The following is a 21,687-nucleotide window of genomic DNA, read 5'->3' as shown; positions in this document are numbered from 1 at the left end:
TTGGTATGGAGAAGAAAATGAATATAGAATTTTTGGAGAATTTATTAAATCAGATTTCCGTATCTGGAAGTGAAGAAAACGGGCAGCGTGTTTTAAGGGAATATATGGAACAATACGCAGATGAAATAAGAACCGATGAAATAGGAGATGTGATTTGTGTATTAAATCCGGAAAGCCCTGTCAGAATCATGCTTTCTGCACATGCAGATGAGATTGGCCTTGTAGTAACAAGAATTACAGAAGAAGGAAGAATTCAGGCAATTGAACGCGGTGGAATAATGACACATAATTATCCGGGTCAAAAAGTCCAAATCTGCACAAAGAAAGGCATCGTGTACGGTGTTGTAGAATGTAGCAGAGAATTATTGAAAAAGGAAACGGTAAAAGTAGCAGACTTATTGATAGACATCGGCGCAGTATCAAAGGAAGATGCGCTACAGCATGTCTCTTTAGGAGACACAGTTGTACTGGATTCTGGAATCAGAAAGTTGTTACATAATCGAATAACAGCGAGAGCAATGGATGACAGAATTGGGGTATTTGTTATCATGGAGGCTTTTAAACGTGCAAGAGAAAAAGGCTGTAGCACAGGTGTTTATGCTGCTGCCACAGTGGGGGAAGAAACAACGAAAAATGGTGCATTTTGGTGTAGTGCGCAGATTGATCCGGCACTTGCAGTAGTTGTTGATGTTACAAATTGTACAGACTATAGTAGATTCCCAAATGCAGCCGTTTCAGGAGATATTGTTCTGGGAAATGGTCCAGCACTTTGCAATAGTCCAATAGCAACTAAACAGCTTAATGAAAAGATGGTGGAATGTGCTCAAAGAGCAGGTATTGGTATTCAGAGAGAAGCGGCAAGTTCAAGAAGTTTTACAGATGCGGATCAAATTCATTTTTCTAATAAAGGTGTTCCAGTGGTTTTTACAGGGATACCACTTCGGAATATGCATAATCCAGGTGAGGTTGCGGATATGAAGGATGTAGAAGGATGTATAGAACTTATCGCAGAGTTTTTATGCAGTTTTAAGTAGAAGGAAAGCCTTTGCTTTGCAGAGTAGATTTGCAGAGAGAAGGCTTTTTGTAGTATATTTGAAGAAAAAGTAAATTTTGCATAAGGAGAATGACAAATGATCAACCGAGAAGATATGCTGGAATTGACGCGGCGGATGACGCCTGCAAGAACATCATTCACAAGAATAGCAGGCTGTTATGTAGATGCAGACGGAGATTTTGACGGAAGCTTTAACATCAACTTCCTCAAACTCTCTCCGTCAGAAAAAACAAAAAATCTCGCAATCGCCAAAACGATTCCATTTGCAGAGACAAACACAAAACTGAAAAAATACGAGATCCAGCCGGAAAATCAGAAAGCCGGAAGTATGTGGCAGCTTTTGATGGCGCTCAGAGACTGTGAACTCAAAAACGATGCCCTGATGGATACTCTTTATGATATCATCATGGAAAACATCCGGATCACCACCCCTTATGCGATCTATGTTTTCCATGATAACTACGATATCCCAGCCAAAGCCACCGACAAAGAACGCCTCGGAGAATCCGAAGAGATGTTCTCTTACCTCATCTGCGCCATCTGTCCCCTTGTCGGCGAATACGAACCCGGATCCCCAACATCCGGCTTCCTCTTCCCCACCTTTACAGACCGCAGCGGTGACCTGAATCACATAAATATCTATGGCATAACTGAAAAGAAACGTGAAGAACTTGGTAGACTTATATCTTTATAATAATGTGTTGTTGGAAATATTTTAAAGATACAAATTTTTAAAAACTAAAACAAATCATTATACTCAAATTTATGAATATGGTTAAAACCCTAGACAAACAAATTACCATTAGCCATGCGCAGCGAGCTGATGTTCCATAAGGGAAAATTTTCAAGTTGCAGGAGTACCAGAAAAAACGGATAAATAAATGGATCGGGTCAGATTCCCTTGAGCACTATGGAGATGAGACTCAGTATATTGTGGAAGCCATTGCTGACACAATATACGCTTTCAGAGGCTCATCGGAATGCCCAGTGCGTGGGAAGCAGACCCGATCCATTTATTTATCCGTTTTTTCGTATCCCTTCAACAACCTAAACCCTATTCATCCATCAGCAAGCTCCGGAACTCCGTAAAGAAACGTCCCTGCTCTTCTTTGGTCATCTTAACCAGCATCTCCAGGCTTTCCATACTGATCCTCCCGGCTGAGAACAGCAGTTCCGTATAATCCCATTTCGTATATCCATACTCTTTTTCCCAGTCGCAGATTTTCTTCATTCCATAATAATAGCAGGTGAAATATCCCGGCGCATTCTGGTGTGCCTGTACCTGGGCGCGGGCAGTTACGCGGTCAAAGCCAAGCTCTTCTTCGTAGATTTTTACAGCATCTTCCAGTGTCGCTCCAAAATAATACAGCTGCAGATCAACCAGGATACGGACAGAGGCATGATGACGGCGGAATGCAACGAACAGAGGGAAGAACGGGTCTTCTGCAAAGATAAAGGTAAATGCGCGTTCAGTCCGAATACATGTTCCCTCTTCCAGAGGTACACTTTTTGCTCCTATTTTTACAGTTTCCGGTGTTGGATCGAGCGCTGCACGGATAAACTGGACATGATGTCCCGGATAAGTTTCGTGCATGGTATTCATCTTGATCCAGCCATCGGTAATGTTCTGATAATTATACTGATTCAGGAACATCTGGCCGCGGAGCGGTTTGACACGGAAATCACCACCCTCATAACCGCCCCAAGGGTAAGAATCCTTATAGCAAGGCGGAAGAGGAACGCACAGACAGGTTTCATCTTCCGGAAGACGTACATATTCATGAGCGACAGCACGGGTACGTTTCAGATAATTTCTGGCACGTGTATACATTTCCTCGGCACTGTCACAAGGACCGGCATAACGGAAAAGCACATCGCTGACTTCTTTCATTGTCTTCGGAGTTCCTTCCGGAAGCTCTAATTTGGAGGCGATTTCGAATACTTCAGCACGGGTCTTTTCAATTTCTTCTTTATGCCATGCAAGCAGTTCGTCGAGAGATACACCAAGACGGTTTTTCAGAAGGCTGCGGTAAGCTTCCGGATCCATCTTGATGGTCTTTGAGAGATCATCCTTTAATAATTCTTCAGAGTCAGACTGGCAGTCTGAACCGAGTAAATCTGCCATTTCCTGAAGCTGATCGATAAAAATCCGGAAGGACTGTGATAAAGACGCAATCTGTTCTTCTGTGAAATCCGGGAAATATTCATTTAACAGTTTCAGGTCGCGCTGCATATCCAGCCTTGCGCGGGCAAAGGCAGAAGAAAGGGAAGCTTCATTTTCTCCGTATTGTGTGTGGATCAGATTAAGGATCAAATCCTGATTTTCATGAAATGCCTGTAATTTTCTGGTCAGGACATCGAGACGTACTTCATTAGAACGCCGGTCACAGCGAGCGATTTCCTGAAGATAATAGACAAAATCCAGGAGAGGTGCTTCCGGATTGTGTTCTTTTTCTTCGATAGTAAATTTAAGAGAATCCAGGAAGTCATTCAGATGATGCTTCACCAGACGATAGACATTGTCAGGTGTATCCAGGTTTTCAACCTGTGTTTTTAAATCGTTCCATTTTTCGCGGACCGATCTGATCTTTTCGGGAGTCGGGAGAAAAAGGATATTTTCAAAAGAACGGTGGCTTTCGAGTTGGTCATGCAAAATGGCAAGTTCTCTGTCAAGTTCGCGGTAAGTATTGGTTAAGTCAGTATTTTTCATGAGTAAATGGCACTCTCCTTTTTTAGAAATTTGTTCTAATTGTATCTTACCGCAGAAAATGTCAAATGAAAAGCAGGACAGATAAAAAGATTCGCGTGTCGACTTATGCCCCTTTCTGTGATATGATAATCAAGAGATTATTATGAGCAGAAAGGGGCATTTTTTCGATGGCAGCAACATCTGAAAATAAGCCAAAACAATATATATCTGTCGGGATCCTGGCGCATGTGGATGCCGGAAAGACGACGCTTTCGGAAGGAATCCTTTATCTTACCGGTCAGATCAGGAAGCTTGGAAGAGTTGACCATGGAGATGCATTTCTGGACACGTATACGCTGGAGAGAAGCCGGGGGATTACCATTTTTTCCAAGCAGGCGAATTTTGCGCTTGGAGACAAGCAGGTGACTCTTCTTGATACACCGGGGCATGTGGACTTTTCAGCAGAAATGGAGCGTACCCTGCAGGTTCTTGATTATGCAATCCTGGTTGTCAGCGGAGCGGACGGTGTGCAGGGACATACACGAACCCTGTGGAATCTTCTTGCAAGGTATCAGGTTCCGACCTTTATTTTCATAAATAAGATGGATCAGGACGGTACGAACAGACAGGACAGACTTGCTGAATTAAAGCGGAAGCTCAGCGGAGAGTGTGTGGACTTTACAGAAGCGGGTGAAGAATTTCTGGAAGAGCTGTCTATGTGCGATGAGACGGTAATGGAAAGCTATCTGGAAAATGGAAAGATCACGACAGGTCAGATTCAGACGCTGATCCGGGAACGAAAGGTATTTCCATGCTATTTCGGTTCTGCACTGAAGCTGGAAGGTGTGCAGGAATTACTGGACGGACTGGAAAAATACATGGACGGACCGGTAAGCGGGACGCATGCTGAAGAAGCTTTTGGAGCGAAGGTATATAAGATATCCAGAGATTCACAGGGCAGCCGCCTGACACATATGAAGATCACAAACGGAGTACTGAAGGTCAAAGAGATCCTGGAATATATGGCAGAGGAAGAACTTTTGCAGGAGAAAGTCAACCAGATCCGGATTTATTCCGGGGACAAGTACGAGATGGTGCAGGAAGCAGAAAAAGGCTGTATCTGTGCTGTGACAGGACTTACCCGGACTTATCCGGGACAGGGGCTTGGGATGCAGCAAAGTTCTTCGGCACCGATACTGGAGCCGGTTCTGAATTACCGGGTGGAGCTGCCGGAAGGCTGTGATATCCACCGGATGCTGCAGAATTTCAGACAACTGGAGGAAGAAGATCCGATGCTCCGTGTAGTCTGGAATGAAGAGGCAGGAGAGATTCAGGTCCAGCTGATGGGCGAAGTGCAGACGGAGATTCTGCAAAGTCTTGTAAAAGAACGGTTTGACGTGGATATTTCTTTTGGAAGTGGGAATATTGTTTACAAAGAAACGATTAAAAATACAGTTGAAGGAGTAGGGCATTTTGAGCCGCTGCGTCATTATGCAGAAGTGCATCTGATACTGGAACCGGGAGAGCCGGGAAGTGGAATCTCGATCGATACGATCTGCAGTGAGGATGTGCTGGACAAGAACTGGCAGCGACTGATCCTGACGCATGTGCTGGAAAGAGAGCATCGGGGCGTTCTGACGGGATCGGTGCTTACTGATGTGAAGATCACACTTGCCAGTGGACGTGCACATCTGAAGCATACAGAGGGCGGAGATTTCCGCCAGGCTGTGTACCGTGCGATCCGCCAGGGACTGATGCAGGCAGAGAATGTACTGCTTGAACCGTATTATGCATTTCGTCTGGAAATTCCGTCAGAGATGACAGGCCGTGCACTTACGGATATTCAGCGGATGAATGGAGAATTTGACGGACCGGAGACGGAAGATGATATGGCTGTTGTCACCGGAAGTGCACCGGTGTCTGAAATGCAGGATTATCAGAGAGAAGTAACCACATACAGCAGAGGAAGAGGAAAATTGTTCTGTACGCTGAAGGGATATTTTCCATGCCATAACCAGGACGAGGTTGTAGAGGCGATTGGTTACGATCCGGAGCGGGATGTGGAGAATCCGACGGGCTCTGTATTCTGTGCTCATGGAGCAGGATATAATGTACCGTGGCAGGAAGTGCCGGAACATATGCATATTGAGGCACAGCTTCCGAAGATCCTGGAAGAGCGGAAAAGGCTGGCAGGAGAGACAGAAAAAAGTCTGGATGAGACTGTACCGGTAAATTTACGCAAGGAGAAAAGCGGATCAGCAGAAGCAGCAGCCAGAGGCGGCAGGCATTATGCGCGTAATGCCAGAGAAGACAGGGAACTGGAAGAGATTTTTATCCGGACTTACGGACGGGTAGAGAGAAAAGCCGATCGTCTTCCAAAGACTGTGACTGCAGGGAAAACGCCAAAAGCAAAGAAAGATGAAGAAGGCGTACAGGAATATTTGCTGGTAGATGGTTATAATGTTATTTTCGCATGGGATGATCTGAAAGAACTGGCAAAAGAGAATATTGAAGCAGCAAGAAATAAACTGATGGATGTGCTTTGCAATTATCAGGGGTTCAAGAACTATCCTCTGATCCTGGTATTTGATGCCTACAAGGTTGAAGGCGAAGCAATGGAAATCTTCAAATACCACAACATTCATGTTGTGTATACAAAAGAAGCTGAGACGGCGGATATGTACATTGAAAAGGTAATACATGAAGTCGGAAGAAAGTATCATGTGACGGTAGTTACATCAGATGGTGTGGAACAGGTGATCACACAGGGACAGGGAGGTACGATCATATCTTCCCGGGAGTTCCTGGAAGAGGTGAAGATCGTGAACCGGCAGATTCAGGAAGAATGGGAGCTTCACAAAGAGAGTGCGAAAAATTATCTGTTCGATCATATGGACAGAGAGCTTGCCGGTCATATGGAAGAGGTCCGCATGGGCCGGAAAGAATTGGGTGAGAAAGCAAATGATCAATAAAGAGGAATTTCTGAAAACCTGTAATCTGACAGAGGATGACCTTACGGCTGCCCGGATTTCCTGGGAGGAGCTGACAGAGATCTATGAAGATTATATGTCAAAAACGAAATTGTTCCGTCATCTGGGAAAAGAATTTGTAGATGAATATATTTATGATATTGAGCGGGCAGGAATCCATTCCTACCGTTACAGAACCAAGAATCCAATGCACCTTCTGGAAAAGATTATCCGGAAGCGGAAAGAAAATTATGCAAAATTTGAACATATCAACAAATCGAATTACCACAAATACATCACAGATTTGATTGGTATCAGGGTTTTCTTCCTTTACCGGGAGGACTGGATCCATTTTCATAAGTTCATCACTTCGATGTTTGAAAATAATCCGAACAATTATGTAGAGGACAGGCTGCGGGATTTTGATGAGGATCCGGAGCACTGCTATATCGCAGAACGTCCAAAAGTATACAAGCGTTCCGGAGATACGAGGATTTATGACAGTACGCAGATTGAAGTGCGGACAGGCGGGTATTACCGTTCACTGCATTATATCATCAAGTATCACGGATACTATCTGGAAATCCAGGGCAGAACGCTTTTTGAAGAAGGATGGAGCGAGATTGATCATGATATTGTGTATCCGTATTACAAGGATGATGAGATGCTGACGGAGTTTTCCGGACTGCTGAACAGGCTTTCGGGAGTGGCAGATGAGATGAGTTCGTATTTCAGAAAGATGAAAAAACTCAGAGAAGAAGAACCGGATAAAAAAATAAAGGATTTCTTATAAAAAATTAAAAATAAAAAGCAAAAGACGTTTAAAACAAAAGGAAATAAAGTATTGTAAAATTTGTTTGACAAATAAAAATTGTCTAATTATAATTACACCCTATTAAACGCGACGGGGCATAACAAAAAGTTATGTTCCGTTTGTTTTATATACTGGGAAATTACATTTCAAAGTATATAAGAACAGAAAGGTCAAATGCCAAGAGGCATAGCTGCAGAAAATTGCGGTTATGCTTTTTTGTTAGGTCAAGGATGAAAAATTGAATCATTTAGTATAAAACAGGCAATAGTTGACAACCCCGCAAAAATCAGTGTAATAACAGCAAGTCCCAAAAAGAAAAATCCAAGAGAAATCTGATCAAATACCTTTCCCATAATTCCATAGCACAAAGCAGTGGTGCAAGTGCGCAGCATAGAAACAACGGACAAGATAGTGGCACGATATTTGGAGTCTATATAATCCTGGATAATACTGTCAGAAACAGCAAAAAGTATTTCCGGTATAAAACAGGCAATAATTGTAAAAATCAGGAAAACAGAAGGATTTTTCATGCGCATCAATAGCAGAAACAGAAATCCCTGTATGAATAAACCATATATAAATATCTGTTTCCGATTTAATATTTTCAAAATAAATCCAACTAACAGGTAGGCTGCTGAATTGATAAAATACGATGCGGAAAAGAAAAGTCCGATTGTTGCAACAGTAATGTGAATTCGATCTAAAAACAATTGATTCATATTATAATATCCGCAAAATATACCATCTGTTATGCTGGAAATGAGAATGAAAAAGCATAAGATTGTTCCAGGTCTGTATTTTTTGAAATCGGTTTTGAGATGAACTGTTTTGGAATTATGTTCCGGTTCATCAATATTTTTTAAAAATACAATTGCAAAGAGCATGGTAATTATCTGAATACCATAAACAAGATTCCATGAATATGCAGCCAGTTCTCCACCGATAAAGATTGAAATACCAATTGTCAGTGATTCAAGTGAAAGAACTTTTGAATTTATTTTCAAATAGTCATTTTCAGTATGCTCTCTTTTTAAAATATCATATAATAATGCACTGTTACTACCGGTGACAAATGTGTAGGCAAATCCTTCCAATCCTGCCAGAATCATAAAAGCAACCGGTTTTTTGGAGATTATCATTGTAAATGAATGAAGTGCGAGTAAAAAGCATCCGAGCATCAGGGAGTTCCGTTTTCCGAATTTATCACCAAAATAGCCGGTAGGTATTTCAAAAATGGTGATGGAAATATTTAACACAATGGAATAAAGTGCCACTTCGGAAACGCTTAAACCTTTGTGGGTTAAAAACAGCAGAAAAATTCCGCGGGTCAGGGCGATGGAAGTTAGTACCGTATATAGTGTGTAAAAAAGTAAGTTTTTGCTTTTATAAAATGGTTTCATGAGTGTACCTTTTTGTGATAATATTTGTGAATGAAATACAGTTATTCTTTAGTATATCATGCATGAATTTATAAAGAAAGAAATATATAGGGAAGTGGGAAGCGAGCGTTGCTTACTTCCCACTTCCCGGTTATAATTGGAATAACAGAAATTAAGTCAGAAAGGATGGATTCAATGGAATATATAACATCTCTACAGGCAGCAGATAAATGGAATCTTTCAAAACGTCAGGTAAATGCGCTGTGCAAAAGCGGATAAATATATGGTGCAGTAAAAAAAAGGACAGCGTTGGATGATACCGGAGGATGCAACTTTTGAAAAATATCTCAATCATTACGATGTGATTTATCTGGATATTACCTTGTAGGAATTAATTACAAAAAAGCAACGAAAGAACATACCTGTAAAATAGAAGTGATTATTCTTTAATCAGGCATTTATGGAGGAAGAAAACCATGCGATTTCTTCATTTATCAGACCTGCACCTCGGTAAGCGTGTGAATGAATTTTCCATGCTGGAGGATCAGGCATATATTTTAAAAGAGATACTGAACATTATCGATGCGCAGAAGGTGGAAGCGGTTCTGATCGCGGGTGACGTTTACGACAAAGTGATTCCGCCTGCGGAAGCAGTGCGACTTTTGGATGATTTCCTGACAAGGCTTGCCGCGAGGGAGTTGCCGGTATTTCTGATCAGTGGAAACCATGATTCTGCAGAAAGAGTTGCTTTCGGTTCAAGACTGATGAGCAGCAGACAGATCTATCTTTCACCGGTATTTGAGTCGGATGTAGAACCGATAACGATAAGTGACCGGTACGGTGAGATCAATATTTACATGCTTCCATTTGTGAAGCCGTCTTTGGTAAAAAGAGTGTATCCGGAGGAAGAAATCATCACCTATCAGGATGCTGTAAATGCGGCAGTGCAGCATATGCAGATTGACACAGACAAACGAAATATCCTGCTTGCGCATCAGTTCGTGACCGGTGCGGCAAGATGTGATTCAGAAGAGCTTTCTGTAGGCGGTGTGGATGATGTGGACGCAGCTGTATTTGAAGGATTTGATTATGTGGCGCTTGGACATCTCCATGGCCCGCAGAAGATCGGGAAAGAGACAGTGCGGTATTCGGGGACGCCGCTCAAATATTCTTTTTCTGAAACCAATCACAAAAAAGCAGCAGTCATCGTTGATGTAGAAGAAAAAGGCAAAATAAATATTCAGCAGATTCCATTTTTGCCGAAACATGATATGCGGGAGATCAGAGGCACGTATATGGAAGTGACTGCACTGGATTTTTACAAGGATATGAAAACGGATGACTATCTTCATATCACTTTGACAGATGAAGAGGATATCCCGGATGCGATCGGGAAACTCAGAACAATTTACCCGAATATCATGAAGCTGTCTTATGACAATCTGCGGACAAGAGCGGCAGTGACAGTGAGAGGAACGGCGGAAGTAGAGGAGAAATCCCCGATGGAGCTTTTAAGAGAGTTCTATGAGCTTCAGAACAACCAGTCTATGACGGATGAGCAGGAAGAGATTGCCAGAGGAATGATGGAAGAAATATGGGAGGATGAGAGATGAGACCGATAAAACTTACGATTTCTGCATTCGGACCGTATGCAAAAGAGACAGAGATCCTTCTGGATGAACTTGGAGAGCGGGGGCTTTATCTGATAACTGGTGATACCGGTGCCGGAAAGACCACGATTTTTGATGCAATCGCATTTGCACTTTATGGGGAAGCGAGTGGAAATGAAAGAGAGCCGGGGATGCTTCGGAGTAAATATGCGGATCCGAAGACGCCGACCTTTGTGGAATTGGAGTTCTTCTATCAGGGGCAGAACTACCATATCCGGAGAAATCCGGAGTACATGCGTCCAAAGGACAGGGGCGAGGGCATGACGCTGCAAAGAGCGGATGCGGTACTGGAATTTCCGGATGACAGGCTTCCGGTCACAAAGGCAAAAGAGGTCACGAAAGCAGTGACAGAACTGATCGGGCTCGACCGCGGACAATTTACTCAGATCGCAATGCTGGCGCAGGGAGATTTTATGAAGCTTCTGTTTTCAAAAACTGAGGAGCGAAGCAAAATTTTCCGGGAAATTTTCCATACCAGACCGTATCTTGCATTTCAGGAGAAAATGAAAAATGCAAGCGGCAGATTGCAGGAACAGTACGAGGATGTCAGCAAAAGCATTTTGCAGTACATGAAGGATATCAGCTGCGAAGAGGATGACGTGCTTGCTACGGATGTGAAAAAGATCCGTGAGAGCAAAGCGGTGGTTCATGCGGACAAGGTTCTGGAAGTGTTGGAAATTCTGACAAATCAGGATGCAGATTCGGTGAAAGAAAAGAAGAAGAATTTAACGAAGATCGAGAAAGATCTGGAAGAGCTGAACCAGAGAATCGGAAAGGCAGAGGCAGTGATCCGTGCAAAAAAGGAACTGGAAAAAGCTGAGCAGACGATAGCAGAGAAGACACCAACGCTGAAAGAACTGGAGATGGCACTGAAGAAAGAACAGGGAAAAGTGCCGGAAAGAGAGCAGCTGACAGAAGAGATCGGAAAGAGGCAGGAAAAGCTTGCAGAGTATGACGAGCTGAAAAAACTTCAGAAACAGATCAAAGAGCTTGAGAAACAGATTGAGATATTAAAGGACCGGGAAAGCCGATATCAGGAAAAGAAAGCGCAGATGCAGGTACAGCTGGAACAGAAAAGGAATTTACTGGAACAGCTGAAGGATGCGGAAATAAAAGTTCTGAAAGTTACAGCAGAACAGAAAGAGGTTTCAGTAAGAAAAGAAGCGGCAGAAGACATTCTTATTCAATATAAAAGATACCAAAGACAGAAGAAAAGTGTGGAAGAGGCGCAGAAGGCATACCTTGTCATGCAGGAGGAATGTACAGAGCGAAAGACACAGCTTGCCTGGATGGAGAGGGCATTTCTGGATGAGCAGGCGGGGATTCTTGCAAAGGTTCTGAAAACGGGAGAGCCGTGTCCGGTGTGCGGATCGGTCCACCATCCATGTCCGGCACAGATGACGGAAGGTGCACCGGAAAAAGAAGAGCTTGAAAAATACCGGAAAGAGACTGCAGATGTGGAGAAAAAGACGAATGATGCAAGCTTTAAGGCAAATGAAAAGCTGGTGCAGTTAAAAGCGCTGGGAGAAGAAATCCAAAAGAGTGTGAAAAGTTTTGACAGCAGCATACAAGAAGAGATTGAAAAATCGCTGGCGTTGATCGGTCAACAGATGGATGTCCTCGAAAAGTCAGAAAAGGAATTACAGAAAAAGCTGGAAGTAGCTAAAGAAGCAGTGGCAGAAAAGCAGAAACTGGAAGCTGAGATCCCGGAAGTGGAGCAGATGCAGAAAAAGCTTCAGGAGGAAGAACAGGAGCGAAAGAATCAGCTCCTTGTGTCTGAGAGAGATAAAGCAAATGCAGAAGAGCAGGCTGTGAAGGTGCGTGGCAAACTGGAATTTCCGGAGAAAACAGAAGCAGAACAGAAGATCAAAGAGCTGGATAAGCAGAAAAAAGAGATTGATAAGAATCTGAGTGCTGCCCAGAAGGCATTCCAGGACTGCAGTCAGTCGGTAGAAGCGGCAAAGACGAAGAAGAAAACGCTGGAGAAGCAGATTGCAGGTAATAAAGAAACCGATATGGAAGAACTTGTCCAGGCACGACAGGAAGTATCAGGTGCGAAAAAAGAGCTTCAAAAACAGATGGAAGAGATCAGGATCCGTTATGAAAACAATCTGAAAATCAGGAATGCGATCGACAAGCAGAGTGCAAAGCTTCTGGAGCTTGAGCGGAACTGGACACAGGTGCGTGAGATTTCCGATACGGTAAACGGAAAAATCAAAGGAGGTTCCAAAGAAAAGATCAAATTTGAAACCTACATCCAGACCAATTATTTTGACCGGATCATTGCCCGTGCAAATACGCGGTTTATGGTGATGAGTGGAGGACAATATGAGCTGAAACGCCAGACTGATACGGATGACCGGAAGAGTCAGAGTGGTCTGGAACTGAATGTAATCGATCACTACAATGGTTCTGAGCGAAGCGTGAAGACGCTTTCCGGCGGGGAATCCTTTAAAGCTTCTCTTTCGCTGGCACTCGGACTTTCTGATGAGATCCAGGCATCGGCAGGCGGAATCCAGCTGGATACCATGTTTGTCGATGAAGGATTTGGTTCACTGGATGAAGAGTCACTGGAACAGGCGATGAAAGCACTGAATGGTCTTACGGAAGGCAACCGTCTGGTGGGAATCATTTCCCATGTACAGGAATTAAAAGCAAGGATTGATAAACAGATTGTGGTTACAAAAGAAAAATCAGGTGGCAGCAGAGTGGAACTTAAGATTGACTGATCTGTGCCGGAGAAAAACTTCATGCTGAGATGAAGCGGAGCACCAATGGAGGTGGGGAGAATTTGCCGAAGCTGGATGGGGAGGAAGATTTTTATGAGCTGTTTTTTGCGGGACTGGAGCAGAAGGAAAATAAAAATCTAAGTGAATAAAAATACTATGAAGAAATGGTTTTGACTTTCAGATATGCAGCAAGTGTGTTAAGATAGGTACAGACTATTCATAAAATGTGCAAGAATATACAATTTGAAAAGAGCGAATATAAAAGGAAAAAGGAGTAAAAATCATGCCAGTTTTTGATTTTAAACACACACCAGATGAAAAAAAGGCCCAGGAATGTACTTATACAACATTCCGCTCGAATGAGACAGAAGCGACAGCGGAGAAACCGATGCTGGTTCTGGATAACAGCAACCGGAAATGGAAGCATCATTCCTGTGGTGTTTTCACCAACCCGATTAAGAAGACATCCTTTGAATTTGACGAGGAAGATGGAACTGTAAGTGCGGACATTCTCCAGATCGATGCGAGATTTGTAAGCCTGATCAAATGGCTGGGCGAGAACCACATCAATGTCCGTCTTTCCGGTGAAAACCGTGCAGACGGCTATGCAGTATACAAGATCCGGGAGATCGCATTCGGTGGGGCAACCAAGCTTTCAGCTGAAGATGGTTTCCTGCAGTTCATGATCGAGCGTCTTTTCGCAAGCAGTGCACCGACAGAAGAAGCAGTGGATGAGGAAATGGAAGAAGACGGCGACAGCATGAAGCTGACAAGCCTGCAGAGTATCACCGATTTTATGAACTGTGCAGGAAGAACCCTTCCGGACAATATCCGTCTGTGGGCAAGAAGAAACCTTGCTGTTGCAAGATCACACGAAGTGTCACCGGAAGAAAGAAGACATGCGCAGAGAGCTCTTTCAATCATGATGAATATTCAGTGGAAGAGCAATTATTTTGAATCCATTGATCCGGATGAGGCAAGAAGAATCCTGGATGAAGAGCTTTACGGAATGGAACGTGTCAAACAGAGAATCATCGAAACAATCATCCAGATCAACAGAACGCACACTCTTCCGGCGTATGGAATCCTTCTGATCGGACCGGCCGGAACCGGTAAATCGCAGATCGCTTATGCAATTGCACGTATCCTGAAGCTTCCGTGGACAACTCTGGATATGAGTTCCATTAACGATCCGGAACAGCTTACAGGAAGTTCCCGTGTATACGCCAATGCGAAACCGGGAATTATTATGGAAGCATTTGCGGCAGCAGGAGAATCCAACCTGGTATTTATCATCAATGAGCTGGACAAAGCAGCATCCGGAAAAGGAAATGGGAATCCAGCGGATGTACTTTTGACACTCCTTGATAACCTTGGATTTACGGATAACTATATTGAGTGTAACGTTCCGACAGTTGGCGTATATCCGATTGCAACTGCCAATGAAAAAGATCAGATCAGTGCACCGATCATGTCCCGTTTTGCAGTTATCGATATCCCGGATTATACACCGGAAGAGAAGAAGATCATCTTCTCCAGATTTGCACTTCCGAAGATCCTGAAGAGAATGAGCCTTCGTCGGGACGAGTGTACGGTGACAGATGAAGGTCTTGATGTGATAATTGAACTTTATTCCAATACATCAGGAATCCGTGATCTGGAGCAGGCAGCCGAACATATTGCGGCAAATGCACTGTATCAGATTGAGGTTAATCATGTAAAAGAAGTTGTGTTTGATGGAGAAGCAGTGAGAGCATTGCTTTCATAAGAAAATTAAAATATGAAAATGTAAATGATGATACCAAGGTCAAAAGATTCTATTTCTGTTAATATTTATAGATGCAGTAAAATTGCAGAAGGAGCCGGAAAAGAAACATAGGGTACGGGTGACTTTGCACTATAGAGATGAGATCCAGTCAATTGTGGAAGCCATTGCTGACACAATTGACGGTTTCGGGAGCTCATCGGAATGCCCAGTGCAACGGAACCCGTACCCTATGTTTCTTTTCAGGTGGTGCCTGTCATTTTACTACCCCTGTCTATAATAACTCAGGAAATCAGAAATTTTCCCCACTGCTTCTTTCAGAACTTCAATTCGTGGCAGATATACTACCCGGAAATGATCCGGCTGTTTCCAGTTAAATCCACTTCCCTGTACGATCAGGATTTTCTTATCCTGCAACAGATCCAGTGCAAACTTTTCATCATTTATAATGTTGAACTTCTTCACATCGATCTTCGGGAACATATAAAATGCAGCCTGCGGTTTAATGGCAGTGATTCCCGGAATGTCAGTTAGTGCTTTGTAAATATATTCGCGCTGTTCGTAAATACGTCCGCCCGGAACGAGGTAGTCGTTGACGCTTTGATTGCCCCAGAGAGCGGTCTGAACGACAGACTGTGCCGGAACATTGGAGCAGAGACGCATATTGGAAAGCATCTTGATTCCTTCGATATAATCTTTTGCGATTGCTTTATTTCCGCTGAGAACCATCCAGCCAATACGGAATCCGGCGATCATATGGGATTTTGAAAGGCCGCTGAAGGTGACGCAGAACAGATCCGGTGCCAGTGAAGCAATGGAAATATGTTCTTTTCCGTCCATAACAAGGCGGTCATAAATTTCATCTGAGAAAATGATCAGGTGATGTTCCCTTGCGAGATCAACAATCTTCTGCAGAACCTCTTTCGGATAAAGTGCTCCGGTCGGGTTGTTCGGATTGATGATTACAAGAGCTTTGGTACGGTCTGTGATCTTACGGCGCATATCTTCGATGTCCGGATACCAGTCAGACTGTTCATCGCAGATATAGTGAACAGCCTTTCCGCCGGCAAGTGTTGCACAGGCGGTCCACAGAGGATAGTCTGGTGACGGAATCAGGATTTCATCTCCGTTGTCAAGAAGAGCTGACATACACAGGTTGATCAGTTCGCTGACACCATTTCCGGTGTAAATGTCACTGATCGTGACATTTGGCAGCTTTTTGATCTGGGAATACTGCATGATTGCTTTACGTGCAGAGAAAAGTCCCTGAGATGGAGAATATCCTTCGCAGTCAGAAAGCTGCTGACTCATATCATAGATAACTTCATCTGGTGTGCGGAAACCGAATGGAGCCGGATTACCGATATTGAGCTTCAGTACATGGGTACCGCGTTCTTCCATACGGGCAGCTTCTTCAACAACCGGTCCACGGACATCGTATAATACATTATCGAGTTTGGATGATTTTTTGAATATATGCATGGCAGAACTTCCTGCATTATCATTTTTGTCGGTTATTGTCTTTTTCATCGGTGTAGTTCCTCTTTTTGAAGAGTTTGAAGTTCCGACAGAACCAGAAGTCTTAGTGGTAGACGGAGCTTTTGGGGCAACGGAGTTGTTTTCCCGAGCAGTAAAGTTTTCCTGACTGTCACCGAGCAGCCAATCGGCATCTACGTGAAGCGTATTTGCCAGAAAATGGAGGATATCATTTCTCGGAACAGTTTTTCCGCTCACGTACTGGCTTACATGGCTTTTACCTAATTTTACATTATTTTCTGCGGCGATATGAACCAGATCAATCTGTTTCAGGTTCTGTGCATACATCGCCTCTTTAAGTCTATCTGAGAAAGTTGTCATTTGAAAATCTCCTTTCAAACTAAAAAGTTCAATTTAAAAATAAAACAGTGAAGTTCAAAACTTAAATTGATTATAGCACTTCGAATGATTTGGTTCAATAACAAATATTATTTTTGGTTCAAAAAGTTTGATTCTAGCAACGGCACCCTGAAAAAAGGCGGTATCCCGCCAAAATTCAGATGCTCTGGTAACTTAGTTGCCGAGTAGTTCACAAATAATGATAAGTATTACGTTTCAGGACGATAAAAGTTCCGGTAACGCATAAAGTTAAAAGTTCAGCAATTGCAACTGAACACCAGACTCCGTTGATTCCAAGAATAAGCGGGAGCAGAAGGACTATAGCCATCTGAAAGACCAGTGTTCTGAGAAACGAGATCAGCGCAGAGAGCAGACCGTTGTTCAATGCGGTAAAAAATGCAGAGCCATAAATATTGAACCCGTTGATCAGGAACGCAAAGCTGTACAGACGGAAGCCACTGCGTGTCAGTTCAAAAAGCCCCTGGTCATAACCGACAAACAATGTGGCGAGTGGTGTTGCAATGAGCTGCGCGATGATAAATAAGGAAACAGCCCAGGTTCCAATCAGCCTGATACTCTTGTGAAAAAGATTCTTTAGTTCATCCTGATTGTTGGCGCCGTAGTGATAGCTGACGATCGGGGCACTTCCAATCGCATAACCAAAGAAGATCGAAACAAAGATAAAATTGACATACATGATCGTTCCGTAAGCTGCAACGCCGTCTTCACCGGCAAATTTCATGAGCTGCATATTATAAAGAGCATTTACAACAGAGCTGGAAAGATTGGTCATAAGCTCGGACGAACCGTTGGTGCAGGTTTTTAATAAGATTTTGCCATGGAAATGTGTTTTTCTGAGCTTTAATAAGCTGGAATTTTTCCGTCCAAAGTAGAATAACGGGAAAAGTCCTCCGATAAACTCTCCGCATACAGTCGCAAACCCGGCACCGGGAAGCCCGAGGTGGAGTACAGCTACAAATAAAAAGTCGAGAACCATATTTGTCACGCCGGCGATCACGATTACGCGAAGTCCCAGATGTGGCTTTTCGGCAGTTACAAAAAAACTCTGAAATACATTCTGGAGCATAAAAGCAGGCAATGAAATACAAAGAATACGTCCATATAAAATACAGTTGTCAAGAAGTGCACCATTTGCACCGAATAAAATGGCAACAGGTTTTACAAGGAACATACTCAGGATTGCGATAATGATTCCCCCGATAGCAGTGATATAGACGAGCATGGAAAAATACTCATTGGCTTTTTCTGTCTTTCCTTCACCAAGCGTCTTTGCAACGATGGCACTACCACCGGTTCCGATCATGAAGCCGAGAGCGCTGATGCCCATCAGGAAGGGCATGATCAGATTCACCGCTGCAAAAGCGCTTTTTCCAACAAAGTTGGAGACAAAGAGTCCGTCAACCACACTGTAAATGGATGTGAAAATCATCATTATAATAGATGGAAAAACAAATTGCAGAAGTTTTTTATAAGTAAAATGTTCGGATAATTGAATTTTCATAGTTTATAGATCCTCCTCAAGTTTAGAAAGCCTAGAACGTAAGGCATGATTATATTTAGCATTCAGGCGCAGAAGCTGTTCACATTCTTCGGGGCTGAAAGAAGCTAAAGTATCATTTTCAATCTGGATGAGAGGAAGCAGCTTTTCCTGAATAAGTTTCTTGCCGGAATCTGTAAGATGGATATGCATACTCCGTCCTTTTCCGGGAGAAAGAGTGAGATATCCGTCGGCCTGCAGTTTCCGGATGGATGAATTGATCGTCTGCTTTGGCAGGCAGGAAGCCTTGCAGATATCACGCTGCAGACAGTTATCACCCATATCAAAAAGTGCATAGAAAATCTCAAAAGCGCTGTCAGACAGATGCAGTCTGCGGGCAGCTTCGTGGTAAATTTCATTTGCTTCTTTATATAAGCAATTGTATTCTTTTAAATATTTGCTGATCAGTATAGTAGAATCCATAATTTCCTCCATTTATACAATTATATAGATGAATGAATTTTCGATCATACAAAGTAAGTCCGAAATCATACTTACAAGAGTATAGTCTGAAATCGGACTTATGTCAAGCGCTGATTTTGCAGGTGAAGGATGAAGCGTAAATTTTGCAGGTGAAGGATGAGGGAGTTGTGGATAATGCATAGAAGGTGTAGCTTTACATAAAAGAATAAGAACTGCTTTTGCATAATATAAAAGAAGATAACAGGTATACAACTGTGTGGATTGTATACATTTACAATACAAGTAATGTATAAACCAAAGTTGTATTGTCAGTTCATAAAAATTTTACACATAACACACAAAAAACTGGTTTTTATCGAAAAAAATCGGTTCGAATAATGGCATAATGCACAAAACAGATAAAAAATACTAGTTTTTGATGGGTGAAACATATGGTTACAATACAACTTTGGAAGAAAACTTTCTTGTATTTTCTTGAAAAAACCATAGTCAAATAATATAATCAAATCATCAAGAAAACGGAGATGGAGGAGAAGATATGAAAAAAGTTTTCAAAAAAGTAACAGCAGCTACAATGGCAGCTACAATGGTAGTTGGACTTGCAGCATGTGGTGGTAGTGGAAGTGGATCTTCTGACAAGAGTGCTTCAAAATCAGGCAAGATCAAAATTGGTGTTTCTATTTGGTCTTCAACAGACGTACTTGGATCACAGTGTAAGAAAATCCTTGATGAAGCAGCAAAAGCTCTTGATGTCGAAGTACAGTATGTTGACCAGGGACATGTTTCTGAAAAAGTTACAGCATCTGTAGAACAGCTTGCAGCAGCAGGATGCCAGGGAATCATCATCTGTAACTCATCTGATACAGAAATGACATCTGCTATTAAGACATGTAATGACAACAAAGTTTATCTTGCACAGTTCTTCCGTGTAATCAGTGAAAAGAACAGCGCAGATATTTATCAGGCAGCTAAAGATTCTGATTACTACATCGGAGCTGTACATGAAGATGAACCGGCAAACGGTGAAGAACTTGTAAACATCCTTCTTGAAAAAGGAGATCGTAACATCGGTCTTATTGGCTGGGAGCAGGGAGATGCTACATGGCTTGGAAGATGGGAAGGTTACAAAGCAGGCGTTGAAAAATGGAATAAAGAAAACCCGAACGATAAGGCAACTCTTTCTGAACCACAGTATGCAGGTACAACTTCAGAAGGTGGATCAAAAGCAGCAGAAGCTTTAATGGCAGCAGATCCAGATCTTGATGCACTGATCCCAGCTGGTGGTGGTGGAGATCCACTTCAGGGAGCAATCGCAGCAGTTGAACGTGCAGGCAAGACAAGTGATATTGATATCGTTTCTACAGACTTCCTCCCAGACCTTGGAGAAAGACTTGAAAATGGATCTATGGCTGGTGAATCTGGCGGACATTACTGTGATCCGCTGATTTCCTTCATGATGGTTTACAATGCAATCAAAGGAAACTACAAAGACTTCGGTGGTAAATTCGAAGATGTTCCATTCCCATATCTGTATGTATCATCACCAGATGACTACAAAGCATATGAGAAATATTTCGTAGACCAGCTTCCATACACAGATGAAGAACTGGTTGATATGTCTAAACTCAGCATGGAAGACTTAAAGGCAACAGCTGCTAAGGTATCTATTGAAGATGCAGCATCACGTGCAGGTAACTAGGATAGACAAATAATAACGACTATTAACTCAGAAAGGGTGACGTCGCAAAGGCGATGCCACCTTTTCTAAATCAGAAATGACAATTATGAAGAGGTAGATAATATGGGCACTAGTAAAAAACTTTCAGGGAAAGTGATGGGATATCTGATCTTAATCGGTCTGGTCGTACTTTCCTGGCTGATCTTTAAAATCTTGACACCACATAACTTCGGTTCCTTTTCCAATATGCTCAATTACTTTCAGGCGAGCCTGATTGCTACCGTAGGTGCAGTTGGTTTCTATTTTGTAATGGTAATGGGAATGTTCGATTTCTCAATTGGTGCAAACATCATGCTTTCCGCAATCGTTGGATGTGTATTTGCAACCAGATTTAACATGGGCTATTTTGGACTTATTATTGGATGCGTTCTTACAGGCGCAATCGTTGGAATACTGAACGGTATCTTCTATGTAAAGCTTCGTATTCCATCAATGATCGTAACAACCGGTCTGGCTCTTATTTATGAGTCAATCGCAAACTATATTGCAGGCGGTGTTGAGCAGACACTTCCGGCAAACATTCGTGCATTTGGTCAGATGCCATGGGATATCATCCTTGCATTAGCGGCTTGTGCAGTAGCTTACATATTCTTAAACTACACTAAAATCGGAACTTATACCTATGCAATCGGAAGTGATGAGTTCGTTGCAAAGAATATGGGTATTGATGTAAATAAATATAAAGTACTTGCATTTATCTTAAGTGGTGCATTCCTTGGGGTTATGGCGATCTTGACAATCAGTTATGGTTCTTCTATGGTAGCTGTTACCGGAATGGCATCTATGAGCCGAAACTTCGTTCCGACTATGGGATGTTTCTTTGGCCTTGCATTTAAGAAATACGGAATGCCACTTCCGGCAATCATCATCGGTGAGTTCGTAATCAACATCATTTTCTTCGGTTTCATTGCTCTCGGAGCACCGACTGCAATCCAGGATGTTATCACAGGACTTGCACTGCTTATTATCATTACTGTGACAACAAAGGCTACTAAGGGCGAAATCGTCAAGTAATGAAGGGAGG

At 42.7% G+C, this 21,687-nt stretch carries 14 protein-coding genes; 9 read left to right on the top strand and 5 right to left on the bottom strand.

Annotated features, from left to right (window positions below):
* Positions 1-17 precede the first annotated feature (17 nt).
* Positions 18-1,034, top strand: coding sequence for a M20/M25/M40 family metallo-hydrolase (locus tag PGW42_RS03850; RefSeq protein ID WP_270203025.1), 1,017 nt, complete (start codon positions 18-20; stop codon positions 1,032-1,034).
* A 96-nt stretch (positions 1,035-1,130) separates the two neighbouring features.
* Complete coding sequence (locus tag PGW42_RS03845; RefSeq protein WP_270203024.1) at positions 1,131-1,748, top strand: DUF4317 family protein; 618 nt, start codon at positions 1,131-1,133, stop codon at positions 1,746-1,748.
* 360 nt (positions 1,749-2,108) lie between these two features.
* On the opposite strand, the gene PGW42_RS03840 is transcribed toward PGW42_RS03845, so the two are convergent.
* On the bottom strand, positions 2,109-3,764 hold the full coding sequence (locus PGW42_RS03840; protein ID WP_270203023.1) for a DUF885 family protein: 1,656 nt from the start codon (positions 3,762-3,764) through the stop codon (positions 2,109-2,111).
* Positions 3,765-3,931: 167 nt separating this feature from the next.
* On the opposite strand from PGW42_RS03840, the gene PGW42_RS03835 reads away from it, so the two are divergent.
* Together PGW42_RS03835 and PGW42_RS03830 are read left to right on the top strand one after the other, a co-directional pair.
* Entirely contained in the window at positions 3,932-6,715 is a 2,784-nt protein-coding gene (locus PGW42_RS03835) for a translation factor GTPase family protein (protein ID WP_270203022.1), read from the top strand.
* Positions 6,705-7,505, top strand: a complete 801-nt coding sequence (locus PGW42_RS03830) for a GTP pyrophosphokinase (protein ID WP_270203021.1) — start codon at positions 6,705-6,707, stop codon at positions 7,503-7,505. Before PGW42_RS03835 ends, PGW42_RS03830 begins: the two co-directional genes overlap by 11 nt.
* 245 nt (positions 7,506-7,750) lie before the next feature.
* Here the strand turns inward: PGW42_RS03830 and PGW42_RS03825 are convergent, their stop codons facing one another.
* Positions 7,751-8,926 (bottom strand): MFS transporter, encoded by a 1,176-nt coding sequence (locus PGW42_RS03825; protein ID WP_270203020.1) that lies wholly within the window; start codon positions 8,924-8,926, stop codon positions 7,751-7,753.
* Positions 8,927-9,381: 455 nt separating this feature from the next.
* Between PGW42_RS03825 and PGW42_RS03820 the strand changes: the two genes are divergently transcribed.
* The 3 genes from PGW42_RS03820 (at position 9,382) to PGW42_RS03810 (ending at position 15,072) form a co-directional block, all read left to right on the top strand.
* Complete coding sequence (locus PGW42_RS03820; RefSeq protein WP_270203019.1) at positions 9,382-10,518, top strand: exonuclease SbcCD subunit D; 1,137 nt, start codon at positions 9,382-9,384, stop codon at positions 10,516-10,518.
* Entirely contained in the window at positions 10,515-13,304 is a 2,790-nt protein-coding gene (locus tag PGW42_RS03815; protein ID WP_270203018.1) for an SbcC/MukB-like Walker B domain-containing protein, read from the top strand. Before PGW42_RS03820 ends, PGW42_RS03815 begins: the two co-directional genes overlap by 4 nt.
* A 283-nt stretch (positions 13,305-13,587) precedes the next feature.
* Entirely contained in the window at positions 13,588-15,072 is a 1,485-nt protein-coding gene (locus PGW42_RS03810; RefSeq protein ID WP_118218629.1) for an AAA family ATPase, read from the top strand.
* Between the two features lie 261 nt (positions 15,073-15,333).
* Here PGW42_RS03810 and PGW42_RS03805 read toward each other — a convergent pair whose 3' ends face one another.
* The 3 genes from PGW42_RS03805 to PGW42_RS03795 all read right to left on the bottom strand — a co-directional run bounded on the left by PGW42_RS03805 (position 15,334) and on the right by PGW42_RS03795 (position 18,925).
* Positions 15,334-16,926 carry an aminotransferase class I/II-fold pyridoxal phosphate-dependent enzyme gene (locus tag PGW42_RS03805; RefSeq protein WP_270203017.1) on the bottom strand — a complete coding sequence of 531 codons (1,593 nt, stop codon included), beginning with the start codon at positions 16,924-16,926 and terminating at the stop codon, positions 15,334-15,336.
* A 208-nt stretch (positions 16,927-17,134) separates the two neighbouring features.
* A complete protein-coding gene (locus tag PGW42_RS03800; RefSeq protein WP_270203016.1) occupies positions 17,135-18,466 on the bottom strand; it encodes an MATE family efflux transporter in 1,332 nt (443 codons plus the stop codon).
* A 3-nt stretch (positions 18,467-18,469) separates the two neighbouring features.
* Entirely contained in the window at positions 18,470-18,925 is a 456-nt protein-coding gene (locus PGW42_RS03795) for a MarR family winged helix-turn-helix transcriptional regulator (RefSeq protein WP_117824464.1), read from the bottom strand.
* Positions 18,926-19,463: 538 nt separating this feature from the next.
* On the opposite strand from PGW42_RS03795, the gene PGW42_RS03790 reads away from it, so the two are divergent.
* Together PGW42_RS03790 and PGW42_RS03785 are read left to right on the top strand one after the other, a co-directional pair.
* Positions 19,464-20,624, top strand: coding sequence for a sugar ABC transporter substrate-binding protein (locus PGW42_RS03790; protein WP_173825245.1), 1,161 nt, complete (start codon positions 19,464-19,466; stop codon positions 20,622-20,624).
* 102 nt (positions 20,625-20,726) lie between these two features.
* Entirely contained in the window at positions 20,727-21,677 is a 951-nt protein-coding gene (locus tag PGW42_RS03785; protein ID WP_173825247.1) for an ABC transporter permease, read from the top strand.
* Positions 21,678-21,687 lie beyond the last annotated feature (10 nt).

The organism is Coprococcus sp. TM115-187, from assembly GCF_027679115.1.
GTDB lineage: Bacteria > Bacillota > Clostridia > Lachnospirales > Lachnospiraceae > Allocoprococcus > Allocoprococcus comes.
The sequence above is the reverse complement of the archived record's forward strand: the minus strand, read 5'-3'. Positions and strand labels throughout refer to the sequence as shown.